This window comes from Enterococcus sp. B2E4, assembly GCF_030499455.1.
In the GTDB taxonomy this organism is placed as follows: domain Bacteria; phylum Bacillota; class Bacilli; order Lactobacillales; family Enterococcaceae; genus Enterococcus_D; species Enterococcus_D casseliflavus.
In genome coordinates, this window is sequence record NZ_JAUKPK010000005.1 from 431,414 (window position 1) to 450,545 (window position 19,132).

21 protein-coding genes and 1 pseudogene are annotated in these 19,132 nt (G+C 42.6%); 15 read left to right on the forward strand and 7 right to left on the reverse strand.

The annotated features are described in order from the left end of the window. Positions 1-81: 81 nt before the first annotated feature. From Q1X33_RS06105 to Q1X33_RS06125, 5 genes are all read left to right on the forward strand, one after another. Positions 82-927 (forward strand): aldo/keto reductase, encoded by an 846-nt coding sequence (locus Q1X33_RS06105; RefSeq protein ID WP_005227233.1) that lies wholly within the window; start codon positions 82-84, stop codon positions 925-927. A gap of 41 nt (positions 928-968) precedes the next feature. Continuing rightward, the gene (locus Q1X33_RS06110) at positions 969-1,574 is read left to right on the forward strand and encodes a metallophosphoesterase (protein ID WP_005227234.1); all 606 of its coding nucleotides are present in this window, start codon (positions 969-971) and stop codon (positions 1,572-1,574) included. Between the two features lie 205 nt (positions 1,575-1,779). Continuing rightward, positions 1,780-2,343 carry an alkaline shock response membrane anchor protein AmaP gene (amaP, locus tag Q1X33_RS06115; protein WP_005227235.1) on the forward strand — a complete coding sequence of 188 codons (564 nt, stop codon included), beginning with the start codon at positions 1,780-1,782 and terminating at the stop codon, positions 2,341-2,343. A gap of 11 nt (positions 2,344-2,354) precedes the next feature. Further along, positions 2,355-2,549 (forward strand): DUF2273 domain-containing protein, encoded by a 195-nt coding sequence (locus Q1X33_RS06120; protein WP_005227236.1) that lies wholly within the window; start codon positions 2,355-2,357, stop codon positions 2,547-2,549. 56 nt (positions 2,550-2,605) lie between these two features. Further along, positions 2,606-3,124 carry an Asp23/Gls24 family envelope stress response protein gene (locus tag Q1X33_RS06125; RefSeq protein ID WP_005227237.1) on the forward strand — a complete coding sequence of 173 codons (519 nt, stop codon included), beginning with the start codon at positions 2,606-2,608 and terminating at the stop codon, positions 3,122-3,124. A gap of 86 nt (positions 3,125-3,210) precedes the next feature. Here the strand turns inward: Q1X33_RS06125 and Q1X33_RS06130 are convergent. After that, a pseudogene (locus tag Q1X33_RS06130) lies at positions 3,211-3,924 on the reverse strand (C39 family peptidase). 164 nt (positions 3,925-4,088) lie between these two features. Between Q1X33_RS06130 and Q1X33_RS06135 the strand changes: the two are divergent. Both Q1X33_RS06135 and mnmA read left to right on the forward strand, forming a co-directional pair. After that, positions 4,089-4,289: a hypothetical protein gene (locus tag Q1X33_RS06135; RefSeq protein ID WP_005227240.1), complete on the forward strand. Its 201-nt coding sequence runs from the start codon at positions 4,089-4,091 to the stop codon at positions 4,287-4,289. A gap of 139 nt (positions 4,290-4,428) precedes the next feature. Further along, positions 4,429-5,547, forward strand: coding sequence for a tRNA 2-thiouridine(34) synthase MnmA (gene mnmA, locus Q1X33_RS06140; RefSeq protein WP_005227241.1), 1,119 nt, complete (start codon positions 4,429-4,431; stop codon positions 5,545-5,547). A gap of 125 nt (positions 5,548-5,672) precedes the next feature. Here mnmA and Q1X33_RS06145 read toward each other — a convergent pair whose 3' ends face one another. Further along, positions 5,673-6,629 carry a 1-phosphofructokinase family hexose kinase gene (locus Q1X33_RS06145; protein ID WP_005227242.1) on the reverse strand — a complete coding sequence of 319 codons (957 nt, stop codon included), beginning with the start codon at positions 6,627-6,629 and terminating at the stop codon, positions 5,673-5,675. After that, a complete protein-coding gene (locus Q1X33_RS06150) occupies positions 6,626-7,387 on the reverse strand; it encodes a DeoR/GlpR family DNA-binding transcription regulator (protein WP_005227243.1) in 762 nt (253 codons plus the stop codon). Before Q1X33_RS06150 ends, Q1X33_RS06145 begins: the two co-directional genes overlap by 4 nt. A 281-nt stretch (positions 7,388-7,668) precedes the next feature. Between Q1X33_RS06150 and Q1X33_RS06155 the strand changes: the two genes are divergently transcribed. The 6 genes from Q1X33_RS06155 to Q1X33_RS06180 all read left to right on the forward strand — a co-directional run bounded on the left by Q1X33_RS06155 (position 7,669) and on the right by Q1X33_RS06180 (position 11,374). Beyond that, positions 7,669-8,130, forward strand: a complete 462-nt coding sequence (locus Q1X33_RS06155; RefSeq protein ID WP_005227244.1) for a PTS sugar transporter subunit IIA — start codon at positions 7,669-7,671, stop codon at positions 8,128-8,130. Positions 8,131-8,150: 20 nt separating this feature from the next. Beyond that, on the forward strand, positions 8,151-8,450 hold the full coding sequence (locus tag Q1X33_RS06160) for a PTS sugar transporter subunit IIB (protein ID WP_005227245.1): 300 nt from the start codon (positions 8,151-8,153) through the stop codon (positions 8,448-8,450). A 36-nt stretch (positions 8,451-8,486) separates the two neighbouring features. Continuing rightward, positions 8,487-9,878: a PTS galactitol transporter subunit IIC gene (locus tag Q1X33_RS06165; protein ID WP_034868848.1), complete on the forward strand. Its 1,392-nt coding sequence runs from the start codon at positions 8,487-8,489 to the stop codon at positions 9,876-9,878. Between the two features lie 28 nt (positions 9,879-9,906). Continuing rightward, positions 9,907-10,158 carry a hypothetical protein gene (locus Q1X33_RS06170; protein ID WP_008376154.1) on the forward strand — a complete coding sequence of 84 codons (252 nt, stop codon included), beginning with the start codon at positions 9,907-9,909 and terminating at the stop codon, positions 10,156-10,158. Positions 10,159-10,176: 18 nt separating this feature from the next. Beyond that, on the forward strand, positions 10,177-10,929 hold the full coding sequence (locus Q1X33_RS06175; RefSeq protein ID WP_010748701.1) for a class II aldolase/adducin family protein: 753 nt from the start codon (positions 10,177-10,179) through the stop codon (positions 10,927-10,929). 154 nt (positions 10,930-11,083) lie between these two features. Then, the gene (locus tag Q1X33_RS06180; protein WP_241655670.1) at positions 11,084-11,374 is read left to right on the forward strand and encodes a hypothetical protein; all 291 of its coding nucleotides are present in this window, start codon (positions 11,084-11,086) and stop codon (positions 11,372-11,374) included. 58 nt (positions 11,375-11,432) lie between these two features. Here Q1X33_RS06180 and Q1X33_RS06185 read toward each other — a convergent pair whose 3' ends face one another. After that, on the reverse strand, positions 11,433-12,293 hold the full coding sequence (locus Q1X33_RS06185) for an AAA family ATPase (protein WP_005227250.1): 861 nt from the start codon (positions 12,291-12,293) through the stop codon (positions 11,433-11,435). Between the two features lie 311 nt (positions 12,294-12,604). Here Q1X33_RS06185 and Q1X33_RS06190 point away from each other — a divergent pair, with 311 nt between their 5' ends. Together Q1X33_RS06190 and Q1X33_RS06195 are read left to right on the forward strand one after the other, a co-directional pair. After that, positions 12,605-12,982 (forward strand): DUF1033 family protein, encoded by a 378-nt coding sequence (locus tag Q1X33_RS06190; protein ID WP_005227251.1) that lies wholly within the window; start codon positions 12,605-12,607, stop codon positions 12,980-12,982. After that, on the forward strand, positions 12,915-14,987 hold the full coding sequence (locus Q1X33_RS06195; RefSeq protein ID WP_005227252.1) for a DNA topoisomerase III: 2,073 nt from the start codon (positions 12,915-12,917) through the stop codon (positions 14,985-14,987). Before Q1X33_RS06190 ends, Q1X33_RS06195 begins: the two co-directional genes overlap by 68 nt. Before the next feature lie 77 nt (positions 14,988-15,064). On the opposite strand, the gene Q1X33_RS06200 is transcribed toward Q1X33_RS06195, so the two are convergent. The 3 genes from Q1X33_RS06200 to Q1X33_RS06210 are packed head-to-tail and all read right to left on the reverse strand — an operon-like array spanning position 15,065 to position 19,059. Further along, the gene (locus Q1X33_RS06200) at positions 15,065-16,618 is read right to left on the reverse strand and encodes a response regulator (RefSeq protein ID WP_005227253.1); all 1,554 of its coding nucleotides are present in this window, start codon (positions 16,616-16,618) and stop codon (positions 15,065-15,067) included. After that, complete coding sequence (locus tag Q1X33_RS06205; protein ID WP_010748706.1) at positions 16,596-18,044, reverse strand: sensor histidine kinase; 1,449 nt, start codon at positions 18,042-18,044, stop codon at positions 16,596-16,598. The genes Q1X33_RS06200 and Q1X33_RS06205 overlap by 23 nt, the downstream gene beginning before the upstream one ends. A 10-nt stretch (positions 18,045-18,054) precedes the next feature. Continuing rightward, on the reverse strand, positions 18,055-19,059 hold the full coding sequence (locus Q1X33_RS06210; RefSeq protein WP_005227255.1) for an ABC transporter substrate-binding protein: 1,005 nt from the start codon (positions 19,057-19,059) through the stop codon (positions 18,055-18,057). Positions 19,060-19,132: the final 73 nt, after the last annotated feature.

The following is a 19,132-nucleotide window of genomic DNA, read 5'->3' on the forward strand; positions in this document are numbered from 1 at the left end:
GGTTTCTTTTTATACTATAGAAAACAAACCCAAGGTGTTCGCAGGAACAGGATGAGTTAAGACGAGAAAGAGGGAATCAAGATGAAACGAACCTTAAACAAGCAATCAGTGCTAGCCGTCGGCATGGGGACTTGGCATATGGGGGATGACCCAGCTAAGGAAAAAGCCGAGATCGATGCGTTGCAAGCGGGCATCAAAGCTGGAGCGGCTGTCATCGATACCGCAGAAATGTACGGCGAGGGAAACGCAGAAACGCTAGTTGGCAAGGCGATCCAGCCCTTTACACGAGGGGATCTTTATTTGATTTCAAAAGTCTATCCCTGGAATGCCTCCGCAGATGAATTGCCGAAAGCTTTAGACCGCAGCTTAACGCGTTTAGGCACCGACTATCTTGATCTGTATCTGCTCCACTGGCGAGGAGATGTGCCGTTAGCAGAAACAGTTGACGCACTAGAAGCTGCCAAAGCCTCTGGAAAGATTCGTGCATGGGGTGTCTCTAATTTTGACGTGGCAGATATGGAGGAGCTGTTGCGGTTAGAAAACGGCGATCAATGTGCCGCCAACCAAGTACTCTATAATTTAGGTGCCCGGGGGATCGAATACGATCTTTTGCCTTGGCAGGCAGAGGCTGAGATTCCTGTGATTGCCTACTCACCCATTGCTCAAGGCGATCGGCTAGGGCACCACTTCAAAAATGATGAAGTGTTGAAAGAGCTGGCAGAAGCCAAAGGCTGCACGATCTTTCAGCTGCTTTTGGCATGGACCCTTCGACAACCCCACGTCTTAGCGATCCCCCAAACCAGTGACTCGCTGCATATGCTGCAGAACATTGAAGCTTGCAAAATCGTTTTTTCCCAAAGCGAATTGGCAGCAATCGATGCGCGGTTTCCTGCACCGACGAAAAAGCAGCCGCTAGCGATGATTTAAAGACGCTGATCACAGAAAAAGCACCAAGGTAAGGAGCGACTATGAAATTTTTTACGTCTGATACCCACTATTTTCATGCAGCCTTGCTCGGGGACAATGACTTTGCCCCACGCCCCTTTGAGACAGTGACGCAAATGCATGAAACGATGATCGCCAGCTGGAATGAGGTCGTTGCGGATAAAGATGTCGTCTATCATTTAGGGGATGTCGCGATGCACCCTGATTACGAAGCGGGCTTTCCAGAAATTGCTGCGCTGTTAGCACAGCTGCAGGGCAAAATCGTTTTTATCAAAGGCAATCATGATACCCGAGCTTTCTTTGCGTACTTGCGCAAGCATGATCCTGGTTGTTTGGGAGCCGAAAAGTATGCGTTTGAAGATGTCGGTGTCTTGCTGAAGTTTGCTCATCAGCAATTTATACTGACCCATTATCCTATGCTGCTGGGGATCACCAAAAACAGCCGTAATCTGCATGGGCATATTCATCATCACAGTGTACCGATCGCTGAGAATCTCAACGTAGGAGTCGATGCACCAGAATTGGCGTTTCTGCCACAGCCGCGTCCTTTTGGTCGGCCAGTTTCCGAAAATGAACTGGCGGTGTTGTATCATGCAAAACAACAAGAACTTACTAAGCTGGCTCGTTAACAGATAACAAAAAAAGCAAGCGTCCAAACAGATTTGGGCGGCTTGCTTTTTTTGTGATGACTTTGACAGCAAGCTTTGATTAAGGAAATTTTTTTGATAAAAATAAACTTTATATGTAAAAAATAATCGATTCCAAGAGTTATTATTTGATGGATATTTAAGAAATGTGTATGCTTTAAGTAGAAAGCAGTAAAGGAGGTTGCCAATGCGTAAGATTTCTAAAGTGATTTTTATCATCGGATTGCTTTTACTCTTACTTGTCTTTTATTTTGGGATCATCGCCAATCAGCAAGCGGCTTCATTGCCTGTTTACTTGATTCCTTTGGATGAATATCCTTGGGTCGGATCTTCCATGAGTATGCTGCTCTTTTGGTTATCTGTTGGCTTTGCCATTTTTACCGTGATCGCGCTCTTTGTCGTTTTGTTTTATCCAAAACGTTCGGACCGCTTGATCATTTCCCATAAGACAGGCGATTTAGTGATTCAGAAGAAGGCGTTAGAGCATTTTGTGCTTGAACGGGTGAAACAAGCAGATTTCATCCATCAGCCGTCCGTAAAAATCAAAATCGTCAAGAATAAAGTATCCGTAAAAATCGATGGAGAAATGAAACAAACAGCAGCCATCCCGCAAAAACAAGAAGCATTGGTTGGTGAGATCAGCAGCAGTCTGCAGCAGCTTTTCGGTATCGAAAGCAATATCCAAACGGAAGTTGTCTTAAAAGATACGCAAGAAACGCCAGCAGCCCATAACCAGCCGCGTGTAGTTTAGGAGGAACAGGTATGAGTGAATGGTTCTACCACTATAAGATCCCGCTTATCTTTGCAGGTTTCGGTTTGATCCTAGCGATCCTGTTTCTAACGATCGGCTTTTTGAAAACCATACTGCTGGTGCTGTTTACGGCACTAGGTATGTATCTGGGATTTTATCTCAAAGAAGTCGGATTCTTTGAACAATTTCAAAGACCGCGCCGTTAACTTTGGTAACATTATTAGTTTAATTTATATCAAGATTATAGTAGGAGGAATGTACGATGGAAAACCAAACAAAACCAACAACAGGTGTTAAAGGAGAATTAACTTACGAAGATAAAGTGATTCAAAAAATCGTAGGCATTGCATTAGAATCTGTAGACGGACTCTTAACAGTCGATGGCGGTTTCTTCTCAAATATTGCAGGTAAATTAGTCAACACCGATGATGTGACTTCAGGGATCAACGTTGAAGTTGGGAAAAAACAAGTGGCAGTCGATCTTGATATCGTTGCAGAATACGGCAGCGACATGACCACGATCTACGACCAAATCAAAGAGGTTGTTTCAACACAAGTCAACAAAATGACGAATTTAGACGTCATCGAAGTAAACGTGAACGTAGCAGATGTCAAAACACGTGAACAATTCGAAAAAGACTCTGAAACAGTTCAAGACAAAGTAAGCAGTGCGGCAGAAACAACTGGCGACTTTGCGTCAAAACAAACACGTAAAGCCAAAGGTGCCTTCAACCGAACAACGACGCGTATTCAAGAAAACAACGAACCACGCGTTCAATAATAGTAAGATAAGCAAAAGACTAGCTTCGGCTAGTCTTTTTTTGTCGCAAAAATGGCGTGTTTTTGCAGCTTCAGCCGATCAGAACATCAAAGCCAAAAGCTCCAATAATGGATTCCTTCTGCTTGAAAGACATCGTTAGGATAGCTTTTCTCATAATGGGCTTTTTCGGGGGAATCATTAGGATCGAATACTTGAATCGCTCCTTCTTTGTTCAAAGCCAATACCATGATATGTCCTGAGGTCGTAAAGGTTCCTGCTTGAACCGAGACCACAACGGGGATGCCTTGTGTCATTTTCTCATAGGCAGCCGCAAAGGAACTTCCTAAATCGGCAAATTGGTAACCAAAAGCTTCGGCAAACTGAGGAAAGATTTGCCAACTCGTTCCTTATTTGGGAAGATAAAATTGATCGCCAGCCCACTTTAATAGTTTGTCAGGATTCGACGGATGATCCGTCCAAAAAGAATCGATCATCGCTAAAGAAGCAATAGCGCACCCGTTTGCTGCAAACGTATTTTGCGTTTCTCCATATCCATATGTGTCATTGCCCCAGCGTCGATCGGCTTGTACAATCAATGGCACTTGCTGCGTGTCTGCCATCGCTTGTTGAATCACTTGATTGGCTTGGTGAGTGAACTCTTTTGAGACAAGCGCTGTCTGATTAAACGCAACATCCCTGACCTGATCAATCACGTAATGAATGACAAAAACACCACCGATGAGAAAAAACAGCAGTGCAAGGCTCTTTCTTTTCTTTCCGTCGTTTCTCCTAGTTTTCGATATCCCTGTGTGTGATCTCATGAAATACCCCTCCTCATAAAGTAGTATCTAAAAGAAGTATAGTCTTTTTCTGATAGCGGCATTTCTGCTTTTCCTGAAGAATTCCATACGATTTTATGACAAACGACCGTTTAAAAGGTAAAATGCGGCTTCTTAGCATTCGCTTATCTAGTTGTCTTTGAACAATGGGAGTCGTTTGGACGGCTGTCGATAAGATACACAAAAAGCAGCGCTTCTTCTATTGGGCTGAATGGGGGGAAGAACGGACAGCGGGTATCCATCAGATGACTTTTCTAAAAATGATTTTGCCCCTAGTGATTTATTACGCCAAGAACAGCAGTAATAAGAGGACGGCTGTGGATCGAATGAAAGAAGAACTTATCTAGTAACAAGGAATTTATAAGAAAAGACAGCAAACAGTGAACTTTTTTGTGTTTTGTTGTATAATGCAAATTACTGAAAAGTTGCGACCTTCAAATCGTAGATGATTTCAGAATCTATAATTGAAATGATGGTGAAACGATCATGTCTAACGAAAACACCCGTGTGGTGGTTGGAATGAGTGGCGGGGTAGACTCGTCAGTAACAGCACTTTTGCTGAAAGAACAAGGGTATGATGTTGTCGGGATCTTTATGAAAAATTGGGATGATACCGATGAAAACGGTGTTTGTACCGCAACAGAAGACTACAAAGACGTAGCCAAAGTGGCTGCGCAAATCGGGATTCCTTATTATTCAGTGAATTTCGAAAAAGAATATTGGGACCGTGTATTTGAATATTTTCTTGCAGAATACCGTGCCGGACGGACGCCAAATCCAGATGTCATGTGTAACAAGGAAATCAAGTTCAAAGCCTTTTTGGATTATGCGATGGATCTTGGTGCCGATTATGTAGCAACTGGCCATTATGCGCAAGTGACCGTTGATGAAAACGGCGTGACTCATATGTTGCGAGGCGTGGATAACAACAAAGATCAAACGTATTTCTTAAGCCAATTGTCACAAGAACAATTGAGCAAAACCATGTTCCCACTAGGCGGCATGGAAAAATCAGAAGTACGAGCGATCGCTGAACGGGCAGGTCTAGCAACAGCCCAGAAAAAAGATTCCACGGGTGTCTGCTTTATCGGAGAAAAGAATTTCAAACAATTTTTGAGTAATTACTTGCCAGCGAAAAAAGGCAATATGGTTACATTAGATGGCGAAGTCAAAGGACAACACGATGGCTTGATGTACTACACCATCGGACAACGTCAAGGCTTAGGTATTGGCGGCGGCGGTGCCACTCAAGAACCATGGTTTGTCGTAGGAAAAGACTTGGCGACCAACACTTTGTATGTGGGGCAAGGATTCCATCACCCCGCATTGTATGCAGATCGCTTGGAAGCAAGCCAAATCCACTTTACTACAGAACAAGACCGCGGCACGGAATTTTCATGCACAGCAAAATTCCGCTACCGTCAACAAGATGTACCAGTAACGGTGCGTCTATTAGATGGAGATCGAGCAGAAGTGATTTTTGACGAACCAGTCCGCGCCATCACTCCTGGACAAGCAGTCGTTTTTTATGACGGGATGGAATGCTTGGGCGGCGGTTTGATCGATGCAGCCTACAAAGAAGCCAAAGAATTACAATATGTTTAACCACTAACACAATCAGCCCTAGCTAAGAACACTGAACCAATCAGTTGCACTTAGCTAGGGCTTTTTTTTTATTTGTACCAACGAATGTTTTGCGTAATCAAGAGAACCAAAAAATAGGTAGCCGATTATTCTTTGATCTTGAAAAGGTGGATCTGTTCGCTAAATGTAGCGACTTGTGCAGGATCGATCGTACCGTTTGTTTTCGAAAGCGCATTAGACATGCCACAAGCCATCGAATAGGTCAATGCTTGTTCCATTGGATACTGTTTATTCAATGCAACAGCCATGCCACCAACAGTTGAATCGCCACAGCCAGTCGTATTAACGATGGCGATTTTAGGAATCTCAATCTTATAAAAAGTCGACTGATGTTTAACGATTGCCCCATCGCCGCCTTGAGATACCATGACGGTGTCGATTCCTTCGAAAAGAGTGCTTTCTAAGACAGAGAAAATGTCTTGAGATGAATGTAATTTTTGACCTATTAGTTCTTCCAATTCCTGTTGATTCGGTTTAATAAAATTCGGACGAGCATTCGTTTGAGTCAAACAATTTTTTAGTTGTTCACCTGCTATATCCATGAGGATTGGTACCTGCTCACCTAATGTCTTACGGATGAATTGAAGCAATTGATCGTGAAAATGCCCATTATCAGAATTTACTGATCCAGAAATACAGACGACCGTGATGGGATGTTGTTCAATTAATGCTGCAAGGTGTTGGTAAAAAAGTTGTTCGTTTTTCTCCGATAGATAAAGTCCTTTTTCTACTAGCTCTGTATGGGTGTTACCGTCATGCATGATTGTGATCGCATTGCGAGAATTACCATCGATGGTTAGGAAATCCAATACATAACGTTCTTCGGCTAGTAAAGAATCAAGGATCGTTTTGCCTACAGGTCCACCTAAAATACCTGTCAATAAAACGTCTTCCCCAGATTGTGCGATGACTCTGCCAGCATTGATACCTTTTCCCCCAATTGATGTATGTGGGTTATCTACCCGATTTACTTGATCCAATTTCAACGAAGGAACCAAATAGTTGTAGTCCATGGAAGGGTTCATTGTGATGGTTAAAATCATTTTTGTTCCTCCTTGAGGATCTCTGTAAAGGAGCGATAATACTCAAAAGTAGTCTCAGAAAGTTTATCATCAGTGATCAAATAGTCGATATCTGAAAGTGAGTAAAAGGTGTAAACGTCGGAGCGATTAAACTTGGAGCTATCCGCAACGATGCATTTTTTGCGGGAATGCTTGAAAGCGACTCGTTGAATCGAACCTTCAACAAGATTCGCAGTGGTGATATTATTTTCAAAGATCCCATTTGTAGCAGCAAAAGCGATATCGATATTTAGATTTTCAAAACTCTTCTCTGCCGTTTCCCCATAAAATTCTTCCGTCGTGCGGGAAAATTCTCCGCCTGTCAATAAGACACGATAGTCTGTGTTGTAAATCAAATAATTAAAAGCAAGCAAACTATTTGTGATCACGAATAAGTTTGCTTTTTTTAGTTCAGGTAAAGCGTGAAGCATCGTAGTTCCAGCACCGATATAGATAGTATCGTTGTCTGAAATGATACTGTTCATCACTTTTCCGATGAATTTTTTTTCAGCAACATTCGTATCGATTTTTTCTTGAGTAGAAAGCTCGTGTTCGATTTTTTCGAGTTTTTGGGCGCCACCATAGATTTTTACCAATAAAGATTGATTCGCTAACTCTGTAATATCTCTACGAATGGTCATATCGGAAACGTCTAATGTTTTGGCTATTTCTGCAATGGATAAGTAATCGTGCTGATTCACTAGCGCTAGAATTTTTTCTTGCCGTTCTTTCTTTAACATAGTTTCACCTCTGGTTGATTAACGATTTTTTTAAGTTTCTTTTTCAACTGTCTTCTTTATACATTAATTAATAGCATTTACTTTTGGAAAAAGCAAGGATAAATGTTCATCTTTGTTAAAGTTTGATAATTTTATGTATCGATAAAAGTAATCAGTTTGGAAAAAATACGAAAAGAAAGCGTTGACAAGAAAAATTAACTATTGTATATTTACATTGTAAAACACATTGTAACAAAGTTTAACAATGTTTATCATTAAAGTTGAACAAGGAGGAAGAATAGGTGGGCTATACGAGCATGTTTGATGAAAGGCTGATTTTTCTCGACGTGGAAGGAGAGGATTTGAAAGAACTATTTGAAGAGATAGCCAAACGATTACAGGAACAAGGTTTTGTGAATGAACAGTATGTAGAAGGATTACTAGCAAGAGAACAAGCCTTTCCAACTGGGCTGATTACACAGTATTTGAATATTGGCTTGCCTCATTCAGAACCAGCGTATGTCGAAAAGCCTTTTATAGCGATCGTGCGTCTGAAAAACGAGGTGAAGATGAAGCAAATGGGTGACAGTCAAGAAATGCAGGTCAAGAATCTCTTTTTTCTAGGGATCAAAGAACCAAAAGAGCAAGTCGGCTTACTGCAATCGTTAATGGCATTATTTATGGATGAAGGATTTGTAAAGGCATTCATTGGAACACAAGAAGTACAGGCAATTTATCAATTAGTTACACAGTATACAAAATAAAATTTTTGGAGGGATTCAAGATGAAAAGAAGATTGATCGTAGCATGTGGAAGTGGCGTTGCAACAAGTCAAACGATCGCAAGTAAAATTGCTGGGATGCTTGAAGATGACGGGATCGATTTCCCCGTTGAAGCAGTTGATTACAAGTCGATCCAAAATGAATTGCCGTCGACAGGAATTTATGTGTATGTTGCACAGCCAGATGATGAAGTATTGGAAAAAGCGGCTGAGCTAGGTGTACACGTTTTTGCTGGAATTCCGTTTCTTACAGGTATGGGTATGGATACGATTTATGAAGAAATCAAAGAATTGATTGGCTAGCACAAAACATCCTATCAAAAGAAAGAAGTGAAAAAAATGCAAATATTTCAAGACATTATCAATTATATCTTAGGTTTAGGTTCCGCTATTTTTGTGCCGCTAATCATTTTAATCCTAGGCTTGGTTGCAGGGATGAAATTCAAAAAAGCCTTTATGTCTGCGATCACGTTAGGTATTGCTTTTACTGGGATGTCGATGGTCATCGGCTTTATGTCAAATGCAGTTAGTCCAGCTTCCGAAGCATTGGCGAAAAATACTGGCTTGAACTTGCCTGCGCTAGATTTAGGGTGGACAGGAGCAGCAAGTATCACCTGGTCATGGTCTTATGCATTTGTTTTCTTTGCCGTCGTTCTTGGTGTGAATTTTGTCATGTTGATTTTGAACTGGACCAAGACGTTGAATGTCGATATGTGGAATGTATGGGGCAAAGCGCTGACTGCCTATCTGGTCTACTTTATCAGTGGGAGTTTACTTGCTGGGTTTATCACCGCCGTCGTACAGGTTATCTTGGAACTTAAGATGGGGGATATGTTCCAACGCCACATTGAGGACTTGACTGGTATTCCTTTAGTAACAGTGACCCACTTGATGAATATTTCAGCAGTACTTTTATTACCGATCAATGTGATTATGGATAAAATTCCTTTCTTTAATCGACGTGCCGATACCAAAGCCTTAAAAAAGAAAATCGGTATCTTCTCTGAAAATTCGGTGATGGGCTTTCTCATCGGCTTAGGCTTGGGGTTAGCCGCAGCCTATGGCGTGTCAGGTTCATTGAATTTAGCTATTCAAATCGCGACGGCAATGGCTTTGTTCCCAATGATCTCAAAAATGTTTATGCAGTCCCTTTCACCACTTGCTGATGCAATGTCGGAAATGATGAAAAAACGCTTTAAAGATCGGGAAGTTTACATTGGGTTAGATTGGCCTGTATTAGCTGGTCGCTCTGAGATTTGGGTCACTGCTATCTTGTTGGTACCTGTCTTTATTGGCTATGCCATCATCTTGCCAGGAAATGCTGTGTTGCCTTTAGCAGGAATCATTAACTATTCGATCGCAGTAGGTGGATTATTGCTTACCGGCGGAAACTTGGTTCGTATGCTGATCATGGGGGTTATTTCGATGCCAATCTATCTATATGCAGCTACGTATTTGACGCCGATCTTAACGGGCTTAGCAGATCGAACCGGCGCAGTAGAAGGAATACAAAAAGGGCAGCAAATCACTTGGTCTTCGATCGAAGGACCAGAATTTCGAATTTTATTTGCAGAAGCGTTTAAAGGAAATATCTTGGGTATCGTCGGTTCCGTTGTGTTTATCGCAATGTTTGTCTGGTTGTATAAATATATGAGTAAGGTAAAGGTACCAAGTCAAAGATATGAAGAACAAGGGACCCAATCGACGCAAGTGCGTGCGACGAATGGCTAATATTTTCAAAAAGGAAAGGGCGACAGGAATGGGAAAGAGCGAAAAAATAAAATGGCAATTGCTTCTTTTTCTAGCAATTGGCTGCTATCTCTTAGCTTTGGTGACACAACAGTACCTATTTAATGTCGTAGCGATTGGTCTAGCAGTCTGTGTGTATAAATATGGCAGTCCAGTACTTTTTAAAGAATATGATGAACGGAAAAAGAAAAAAGAGGAAGAAGCAGCAAAAGTAAGAGAAGCTGTTCAAACAATCTTACGCAACAAAACGTTTGAAAAATAAAAAAAGGTGGTCTTGAATATGTCAGATGGACGGATGATTTTTGAAAGAGAACGGGAAGATTTAGCACGAATCGTAAAATTGATTTTTACTAGGAAGAATACAAATGTTGCAGGCGGTAATTTTTCTTTTAAAACAACCGATGAAACTGGAAAAGAATACATTATTATGACACCAACTATGATGTCAGAAGCCTATTTAGGAGAAGTCTCACCAGCCCAGATTTTAGTCGTTGAGCCTCATACGAGAAAGGTGATTGATGGGGTAGGTCAGCTGACACGAGAAATCAACTTACACGAAGCGGTTTATGATACGAATCCAGCGATAAAAGCAGTCTTACATGCCCATTCTCCTCACTCGATGTTTTGGGCAACCGCCGGATTGGATATGCCTAACTTAACGGAAGCGACCCAAAAAATTGGCTATATTCCTGTACTAGACTTTGAACCTAATTGCTCACCAGAATTAGCAGAATTAGTTTCTGATTATATGAAAAAAGAACAACTCGCCTTACCGAATATGTTGCTCCTCAACAGTCATGGGGTACTGATCAGTGCGCCAGGAGCATCTGGCATCGAAGCAATCCATAAAGCTTTGCAAATACTAGATACCACGGAATGGAATGCGGAAATTGCCTATAAGCAAACGATTTTTCAATCTTTAGGCTTGTTAGATGGTTTTTACTCCAAAGGGAGACAAGTAGGAACCCTTGAAGACTTGAAAAAACATACACCGATTTATAATAAAGAAGAAATTTTTGCTGGTGGTGATTAGCCAGCAAGTAATCATCTTTTTCGATTGATAAAAATCCAAGAACATTCGTTTACGAGTTCTTGGATTTTATTTTTTTAGTCAAATTATGCTATAATTTAGATAGAAAATGAATGTTTTTGATGCATTGGCATTTTTAAAAGAAAGGAGGAGGAGCATGAATCGTACCAAAGCCAATCTCATGAAATGGGGGTTTGTCGTTAGTGTCGTAGGGGTGGTGATGCTTCATCAGACTCAGGTCATTTCAAGCCAAATCAACCATCTTGCCTTAGCCGTACTATGGGGTTTAGCCGGGTATTTGCTTGTTTTTAAAAAGTTCTACTTTTTGTCCTCTCAGATTGCGGGGCATTCCGATCAGTATAACCAAGCAGAAGTCAAGTGGGGCAAAATTGCGGGAGTTGTCGCCTTCTTTATTGCTCTGATCAATTTGATTTTGGTCTTTGTGTGAGTGTGGCGGAAAAAAAAGCCGCCAAAAGAAATCTTTGACGGAAACTGGGTTGCTTGGCTCATGATCGATCATCAAATTCGGCTTGGTGTGCTTGAAAAAAGCGGTAATACTGCTGGACACTGGCTAACTGGGTCCACTTCCGAACATCGACGGGCGTTTGATCCAAATCATAGATTTTGGCTTCCTTTAAAGATAAAACGAAAGGACTATGGGTAGCAATGATGAATTGGCACTGCTCATAGCGGACAAAATCTTCTAGTAACTGCACCAGTTCCAGCTGACGCTCAGCAGAAAGAGAATTTTCTGGTTCATCTAATAAGTAAAGGCTGTTGGGACGAATCTTTTCTTGAAAGAAGCGAAAGGCACTTTCACCATTGGAATATTCTCGGACATTGTCGATCAAGTGCTTGCGGGTGAATTTGGACTGTGTGTTGGATCGTGCAAGATTGATTTTCTTCAATTCATGGTAATCGTCAAAACCCGTGAAACGAAAGTCTGCATACTTTGCTTGGTAGTATTCTTGGAATACTTCTTCTCGGCGATGATCGATCCCTTGTTTCAAGTTTCGAATAGCCAGCATGTAATCAAAGACATCATCGCTGGTCAAAAGTACTTTTTCTTGCGGTTCGTCGATGCTGCCAGTAGTACAGTAGGCTAAGTAGTCCTCGAAAAAATTCGAGCGATTATACGCAGCAAAGCGCTGCGCGTGGATCTTTTCGGCAATCACGTTCAATGCGGTGGTTTTGCCAGAACCATTGCCGCCATATAAGATCGTGACCGGCTCAAAATCGATCTGCTGAAAAAGGCGGGCACTGAGAATCTGAAAAGGGTAGTAAGAATCATAAACGGTTCGTTTGATGGAAAGGAAAAAATCAAACTCGGTCTCTTGATCGGGAAAAGTGATTTGTTCGAGATACATGGGGCACCTCCTGGCAATTTCGTGGTTGTCATTATTGTAGCATATCCATCGCAGACAAATTTTTTTTACGAGGTTAAAATAAATCTTGTTTGATATTTTTTTAATCTTTTGATGTTATATTCACAACAGGAAACATCTGTGCTAGACTATAGGGGCATAGAAATGATGTAATCTTAAACAACCGATAAATCGTACAAAAAAACGAGGGTTTAATGAATTTTTAAAGCAATGTTTAAATGCTGAAACTTATTCCTTGCAAGTTTAAGTAAAAGTGACTAATATGAGGAAGGAATCGTGAAAGGAGCAATGAAATGTATCAAGTAGTAGTCATGTATGGGGACAATGAACCGTGGTGGTTTTTTGAGGGATGGCAGTCAGATATTCAAGAGGCGTTCACATTTGCAACTTTCAGCGAGGCGCAGTCATTTTATGAACAAAAATGGCAAGAAATCAGAGAAGAGTATTCGTACATAAATGCAAAATCAAACTTTATGACGGCTTTTTGGAATGAAGAAGACGAACGCTGGTGCGAAGAATGCGACGATTACCTCCAACAATATATTGGACTGGCATTGCTTAAAGAATATCAGCAAGTCGTCGATGAAAGCAGGAAAGATTTTTATGAAACAACTAATTCTAGCGGAAAAGCCAAGCGTTGCCAAAGACCTCAGCAAAGTTTTGGGCTGTGAGCAAAAACATAAAAATTATTACGAAGGACCCAAGGCGATCGTTACTTGGGCCCTTGGTCATTTATTGGGCTTGAAAATGCCTGAAGATTTAAACAAAGACTGGGCATCATGGCAGATGGAAACGTTACCGATGATCCCTAAGTCCATCGGGATCAAGCCGTTGCCAAAAACCGGTCATCAACTAAAAGCCATCAAACAATTGGCTCAAAGAAAAGATGTCGGGGAAGTCGTGATCGCTACCGATGCGGGAAGAGAAGGGGAGCTAGTCGCTCGCTGGATTTTGGAGTGGGTTCGTTTTGACAAACCAGTCAAACGTTTGTGGATTTCTTCGCAAACCCCTAAAGCCATCAAAGAAGGCTTTGCAAAATTGCAGTCAGCCAAGCACTACGACAATCTTTACTACTCCGCCCTTGCGCGGGCAAAAGCCGACTGGCTGGTAGGGTTGAATGTCACCCGGGCATTGACGGTCAAATATCAAGACAATCTTAGTGCGGGTCGGGTCCAAACCCCTACCTTAGCTTTGGTGCGCAGTCAGGAAATGCAAATCGAGAGTTTCCGTCCGCAAACCTATCATGTGATTACCCTAAACGTAGGCGATGCCAAGGCCCGCCTGCAGCAAAAAAATCCCTATCAACTAAAAGAACGCAGCGACGCCGAAGCATTGGTCAAGCAAATGAGTCAACAAAATGGTCGCGTGACAGCGATCGAAGAAAAGGTCAAAACAGAAAGTGCACCATTGCCTTATGATTTGACCGAGATCCAACGAGAAGCCAATCAGCGTTATGGGTTTTCAGCCAAGAAGACCTTGTCGCTTGTTCAAAGCTTGTATGAAACCCATAAAATCGTCACTTACCCAAGGACGGATTCCAAGTATTTGACCAATGATATGAAGGCAACTATGAAGGAACGCCTGCAGGCAGTTGCGGATTTTGCCCCAGAAGTCAAAGGATACTTGAAAAATGGCGGACAAGTAGTGCAGCAAGCTGTCTTCAATGATAAAAAAGTTACCGATCACCATGCCTTATTGCCAACGGAACAGCGGGCACGTTATGAAAAATTAACTACCGATGAACAACGGATCTATCAAATGATCGTTAGTCGTTTCTTAATGCTCTTTGCGAAACCCCATAAAAAGCAGCAGCAGAAAGTGACCGTGACCTTTGGTTCAGAAACCTTTGTATTCAACCGCAATACCGTGTTAGAAGCGGGGTGGAAAACGACTTCTGAAGAAGAAACCAGTGATGTGGCTTGGCAAAAAGGCAGTACTGTCAAGCCTGAGTTCACCATCCAAAAAGAGTTGACTACACCACCAAAACCGTTGAATGAAGGAACTCTTTTAGGCAAAATGGAAAAACATAGTCTCGGTACGCCGGCAACCCGTGCGGAGATCATTGAAAAGCTGATCAAATCTGAGCTGATGGAGCGGACCCCAAGCGGCTTGCAAGTATCGCCAAAAGGCAAGCAGCTGTTAGTCTTAGTCAATCCATCCTTGGTGACACCAGAATTGACGGAAAAATGGGAGAAGGAACTGGAAGCCATTGCGAAAGGCACCTATTCTGCCCAAACCTTCCTCGCACAAATCGAAGCAGACACAAAACAACTGGTCAAAGAAATCAAGCAAAGCGAAAGCAAGTACCAAGATTTCTCATTGACCCAAAAACGGTGTCCCGAATGCGGCGAACCCTTGCGGGAGAAAAATACCCGTGATGGCAAGATCTATGTTTGCTCCAGTGGGACCTGCAAGTACCGTCGTCGGAAAGACCCGAAAGTTTCAAACCGACGCTGCCCGCAATGCCACCGAAAGATGGAGATCATTGAAGGCAAAAACGGCGCCTATTTCCGCTGTAAATTCGATGGGACCACCGAAAAAATGGCGGATAAAAAGGAACGCAGCAAAAAGCTGTCGAAACACGAAGAACGCCGCTTGATGAACAAAATCAATCAAGAAGAACCGCAAGAAAGCCCATTAGCAGCTGCTTTAAAAGCTGCTATGGAGAAGAAATAACTGCATGAGGTAGAAAATGAAAAAGAGTGAGGACGATTTTGCTGTCCCTCACTCTTTTTTTGCATCCCTTCACTCATCTAGGCATTTTTTTGACGGTATTCTTTCGGTGAGATTTTTTCTTTCTTCTTGAACAAAAAGGAAAAATAATTTGGGTCATTGTAGCCAACATCAAAGGCGATCTCAGATAGCCGTAGATTGGTCGTTAACAGCAGTTCCTTAGCTAAGGTCAACCGTTGCTCGGTCAAGTATTCGATAAACGTAGAATCAGTGGCTTGCGAGAAGATGGTGCTGAAATGTGCTGGACTCAAATGAACTTTTTCAGCAACTACATTTAAGGAAATATTGGGATCAGAAAAGTGCTCACTAATAAAGGCTTTGGCTTGATTGATGACACTTTGATATTTCGCCATTGCAGGATTGATGGGTTGTTTGGTCAATAGCGGCAACAGTTCTGCCAGAGTCGTTTGATAGTTCTCTGGCTCATGGGTCAATGCCGCTAGATAGTCTAAGTCATGGGCGTGCTGAACGATCTGGGGCAGCGAATGACTGTCTTTTTTCTTCAATAATGCCAGCAGTTCGACTAAGACGAACAAACGGTACATTTGCGTTCGCTCAACGGTTCCTTGAGGCGCCATCAATTCAGCGATCAGCTCAGGGATCGTCTGTTTCCCAGCATTTGCCAGCCGTGAAGCAAGGTCGGTTTTGAAGGGATTGGTGGGGGATAGTTCCCCTTCGCGAATGTCGTCTTCATAGCTGATGATTTTTTCCTTGCGGATGCTACCATAGGTTTTTAGCATGTCACGAGCTTTCTGATAAGAAAGAGGGATGCCCGAGAAGCGATCTGCTACCGGTCCGATCGCCACTGCTACTTCTTCCCCAGAACCATGAACGAGGCTTTGAGCGATCTGATAGGCTTTTTCTAAAACTTGTTCTCGGTCATGGTCAAAAAGCAAAAACTTGATGAAGCGGCTAGAAACACTGGAGAACAAGACGGCATCATCTTGTTCATAGGCTTTGGTCAGCTGCTGGCTAAAGCGAGTGTAGTCAGAAAAGCTTTGATTGAAGGGGGTTTTTGCTAATAGCACACAAAACTGTTTGCCTGAAAAGCGCCGGCCCAGTTCTTCTGCTTGCAAAAAGGCTTCTGAGATCGTGATCTTTTGTTTAAAGAGGTGATTTAGAAAGTGATTTTTTTTGATTTCCATTTCGAATAAATCGTCTTCTTTGGATAATTGCTGATGAGTGGCTTGTTGTTCATCTAAGTGTTGAACGACGGTTTTGATGGCTTGTTCTAATTCTTCGTTTTTGATGGGCTTGAGCAAGTAATCGTCTGCTTGCAGCTGCAGTGCCGTTTTTGCATAGTCAAAATCATCAAAGCCGCTAACGAAAATAATGCGAACTTGCGGCAATAATTTCTTGGCTTCTTTCGCAAAGACCAAGCCGTCCATAAACGGCATTTTGATATCACTGATAATAATATCAGGACGCAGATCAAGGATCGAAGCCAGCGCCAATTCGCCATCTGCGGCTTCATCGCTATAAACGATCGGGTATTGTTTGGCGAGAGTCATGATTTGGTGGCGCAAACTATCGCGAATCAGATGTTCATCTTCAACTATGAACACTTTGTACATGGTTGGGTTCCTCCCTTTTTGGTACTGTGACGTTAATCGTGGTGCCTTCTTGGTATTGACTGTGGATCGTCAGCTGCGCTTCGCTGCCGTAGTTCAGCTGGAGACGGCGATAGACGTTATATAGGCCATAGCCGCTCTCAGAGGCGGGATCAGTGGTTTCTTTAAGGTTACGACGAATCTCCTGCAAACGCTCAGGGTCGATCCCAACACCGTTGTCACTGATGGTCATTTGAATCTGGTGAGGCAATTCTGACACTGTGATTCGAATCATGCCGACACGACGGACAAATTTGGTGCCATGATATACGGCGTTTTCAACAAGGGGCTGCAGGACCATTTTCAAAACCTGTAGTTCTGGACTGACAGTTTGATCTTCAATGGTGTAAGACAGCATCCTGCCATAGCGGATCTGCAAAATCTTCAAGTAATCGTCCACATGCCGCAATTCTTTTTCCAGCGGAATCCAGTCTTGCCCTTTGCTTAAGGAGATGCGGAAAAAATCTGACAGCGCATAAGTCATTTCGGTTGCTTGCTCGTAACGGGCAGCTTCGATCAAAGAAACGATCGCATCTAAACTATTATAGATGAAATGTGGAGTGATCTGGGCTTGTAAGACCCGCACCTCACTTTGGGCTAAGTGATACTGCTTCAAGGCATTTTCTTCCAAGAGCCGAGTCAAGTCATCTGCCATTCGATTCAAGCTACTCGTCAGAGTCCGCAGCTCTGGGGTTTCGGGCAGTTCTGCTCGGTAGCTCAAATGTCCTTGGGATAGTTCATTGGAAAGGTCTAACAACCGATCCAGCGGGTATTGCAGATTGTCACGAACAAAGCGGCGGTTTTTATTGATGATCGCAAAGATGATCAAAAGCAACACGACCTGAAAAAGGATCAGCAGCAACACGGATTGGACCAATTCGTGATTGGTTTGGCTGGCTAAGCTGATCTCTACCCCGACAAACTGCTGCAAAATATCGGATAGCAAATCGATCACCGAATCCACTTGGATCATGACGTATTGGTTTTGTTCCACCGGTTCATCGTTGAGAATATTATCGATCAACTGTTGCTGATAGGTTTCTAAAGAATCGAGCGTCCGAAAGGCGACTGCTAAAATATTGAGCTCTTTGGCAGTGCTGGTATTTTCTTGAATGTGCTGCAGATCGCTCCTTAGTTCATCGATCACATTGGTTTCTTGGACTTGTGCGACGGTTTTTTGACCAAAGACTAAATCCCACATTTCTTCCAAGACAATGGCATCGACTTTTTCCGATAATTGATTGGCTTCTTCAATATTGTTGATGGTGTTTTGGTAAATAAAAATCTGTCGCGAGTAAAAGACACTGCTTACTACGAGGGGGATAAAGGCGACGAGGATCATCAGTTTGTTGGTCTGCTGGAAGATGCCCTTGATACTTTTTGTTTTCATCTTCGTCTCCTCAATAATTTCTCGGTGGAATTTGATCAAAGTCCATATCACTGGAAAAAACTGTTTCATGGACATAGATTTCACGAGGAATGGCATCGGCGCCGCGAGCCAAGTAGCGCGAGATGGCATTTTTGACGAACACACCAGCGTCTGGGTTGCATTCAACGACACAATTGACGATCCCTTGCTTCAATTTGTCGATCATTTCTTTTTGGGCATCGATCGATACGATCACCAAATCCTTCCCTGGCTCAATATCGGTTTTTTCGAGGGCTTCAAGAGCGCCAAGAGTCATCTCGTCATTGTGACTGAACAAGACATCGATCTGCTCCATTTTGCCTTCTGCGATGTATTGTTCAATGACTTCTTTGCCTTTGCGGCGAATGAAGTCACCATTTAGCTCATCTTTGACTTGGATCGTTACATTGTTGTGGGCATAATCACGCTTGATGGTTTCTCGGAACCCTTCTGAGCGCAAATACGTCGGAGAAGTAGCATCCAGTCCCGTCAATTCTAAAACATTGATCGTTTCATTTTGATGTTCTTTATAATAATTGCTGACGTAGAGACCTGCACGATTGCCCTCGGCTTTGAAGCTTGGCCCGATATGAGTCAGAAACAAGGAGGGATCGCTGACGTTGACATGACGGTCCACCACGAAAACGGGAATCCCCGCTTGCGCAGCTTCTTCCAAAATCGGTTCCCAATTGTTTTCCTGAATCGGGGTAAAGACGATGGCATCGACTTGATACACGATAAAACTGCGGATATCTTGAATCTGACGTTCTTGATTCATATAGCCGTTACGATAGAGCACTTCATAGCCTTCCTTCTCTAATTCAGTGCGAATCGATTCGGTGTGGCGCTTGCGCCAGCTGCTTTCTGTTCCCGATTGAGAAAAACCGATCACGATACTTTCTTCCGATGTTTCAGCGGTCGTTTCTTTGACTGCTTGGCAACCAGCCAAGAAAGACAAACACAACCAAACGAGTAACCCAATTTTTATATTCCTCATTTTTTTCACCTCTATGGTCTATTCTACTAAAAAATACGGAAGCGCTTTACACAAAATATCAAATCAAATAAAA

Bases quoted from the DNA above. Each gene is read 5' to 3' on its own strand.
- Q1X33_RS06195 (WP_005227252.1), top strand. From the start codon at position 12,915: ATGAAACAACTAATTCTAGCGGAAAAGCCAAGCGTTGCCAAAGACCTC.
- Q1X33_RS06185 (WP_005227250.1), bottom strand. From the start codon at position 12,293: ATGTATCTCGAACAAATCACTTTTCCCGATCAAGAGACCGAGTTTGAT.
- Q1X33_RS06150 (WP_005227243.1), bottom strand. From the start codon at position 7,387: ATGTTAAAGAAAGAACGGCAAGAAAAAATTCTAGCGCTAGTGAATCAG.
- Q1X33_RS06110 (WP_005227234.1), top strand. From the start codon at position 969: ATGAAATTTTTTACGTCTGATACCCACTATTTTCATGCAGCCTTGCTC.
- Q1X33_RS06190 (WP_005227251.1), top strand. From the start codon at position 12,605: ATGTATCAAGTAGTAGTCATGTATGGGGACAATGAACCGTGGTGGTTT.
- Q1X33_RS06120 (WP_005227236.1), top strand. From the start codon at position 2,355: ATGAGTGAATGGTTCTACCACTATAAGATCCCGCTTATCTTTGCAGGT.
- Q1X33_RS06210 (WP_005227255.1), bottom strand. From the start codon at position 19,059: ATGAGGAATATAAAAATTGGGTTACTCGTTTGGTTGTGTTTGTCTTTC.
- Q1X33_RS06145 (WP_005227242.1), bottom strand. From the start codon at position 6,629: ATGATTTTAACCATCACAATGAACCCTTCCATGGACTACAACTATTTG.
- Q1X33_RS06160 (WP_005227245.1), top strand. From the start codon at position 8,151: ATGAAAAGAAGATTGATCGTAGCATGTGGAAGTGGCGTTGCAACAAGT.
- Q1X33_RS06135 (WP_005227240.1), top strand. From the start codon at position 4,089: ATGGGAGTCGTTTGGACGGCTGTCGATAAGATACACAAAAAGCAGCGC.
- Q1X33_RS06105 (WP_005227233.1), top strand. From the start codon at position 82: ATGAAACGAACCTTAAACAAGCAATCAGTGCTAGCCGTCGGCATGGGG.
- amaP (WP_005227235.1), top strand. From the start codon at position 1,780: ATGCGTAAGATTTCTAAAGTGATTTTTATCATCGGATTGCTTTTACTC.
- mnmA (WP_005227241.1), top strand. From the start codon at position 4,429: ATGTCTAACGAAAACACCCGTGTGGTGGTTGGAATGAGTGGCGGGGTA.
- Q1X33_RS06175 (WP_010748701.1), top strand. From the start codon at position 10,177: ATGTCAGATGGACGGATGATTTTTGAAAGAGAACGGGAAGATTTAGCA.
- Q1X33_RS06125 (WP_005227237.1), top strand. From the start codon at position 2,606: ATGGAAAACCAAACAAAACCAACAACAGGTGTTAAAGGAGAATTAACT.
- Q1X33_RS06180 (WP_241655670.1), top strand. From the start codon at position 11,084: ATGAATCGTACCAAAGCCAATCTCATGAAATGGGGGTTTGTCGTTAGT.
- Q1X33_RS06205 (WP_010748706.1), bottom strand. From the start codon at position 18,044: ATGAAAACAAAAAGTATCAAGGGCATCTTCCAGCAGACCAACAAACTG.
- Q1X33_RS06170 (WP_008376154.1), top strand. From the start codon at position 9,907: ATGGGAAAGAGCGAAAAAATAAAATGGCAATTGCTTCTTTTTCTAGCA.
- Q1X33_RS06200 (WP_005227253.1), bottom strand. From the start codon at position 16,618: ATGTACAAAGTGTTCATAGTTGAAGATGAACATCTGATTCGCGATAGT.
- Q1X33_RS06165 (WP_034868848.1), top strand. From the start codon at position 8,487: ATGCAAATATTTCAAGACATTATCAATTATATCTTAGGTTTAGGTTCC.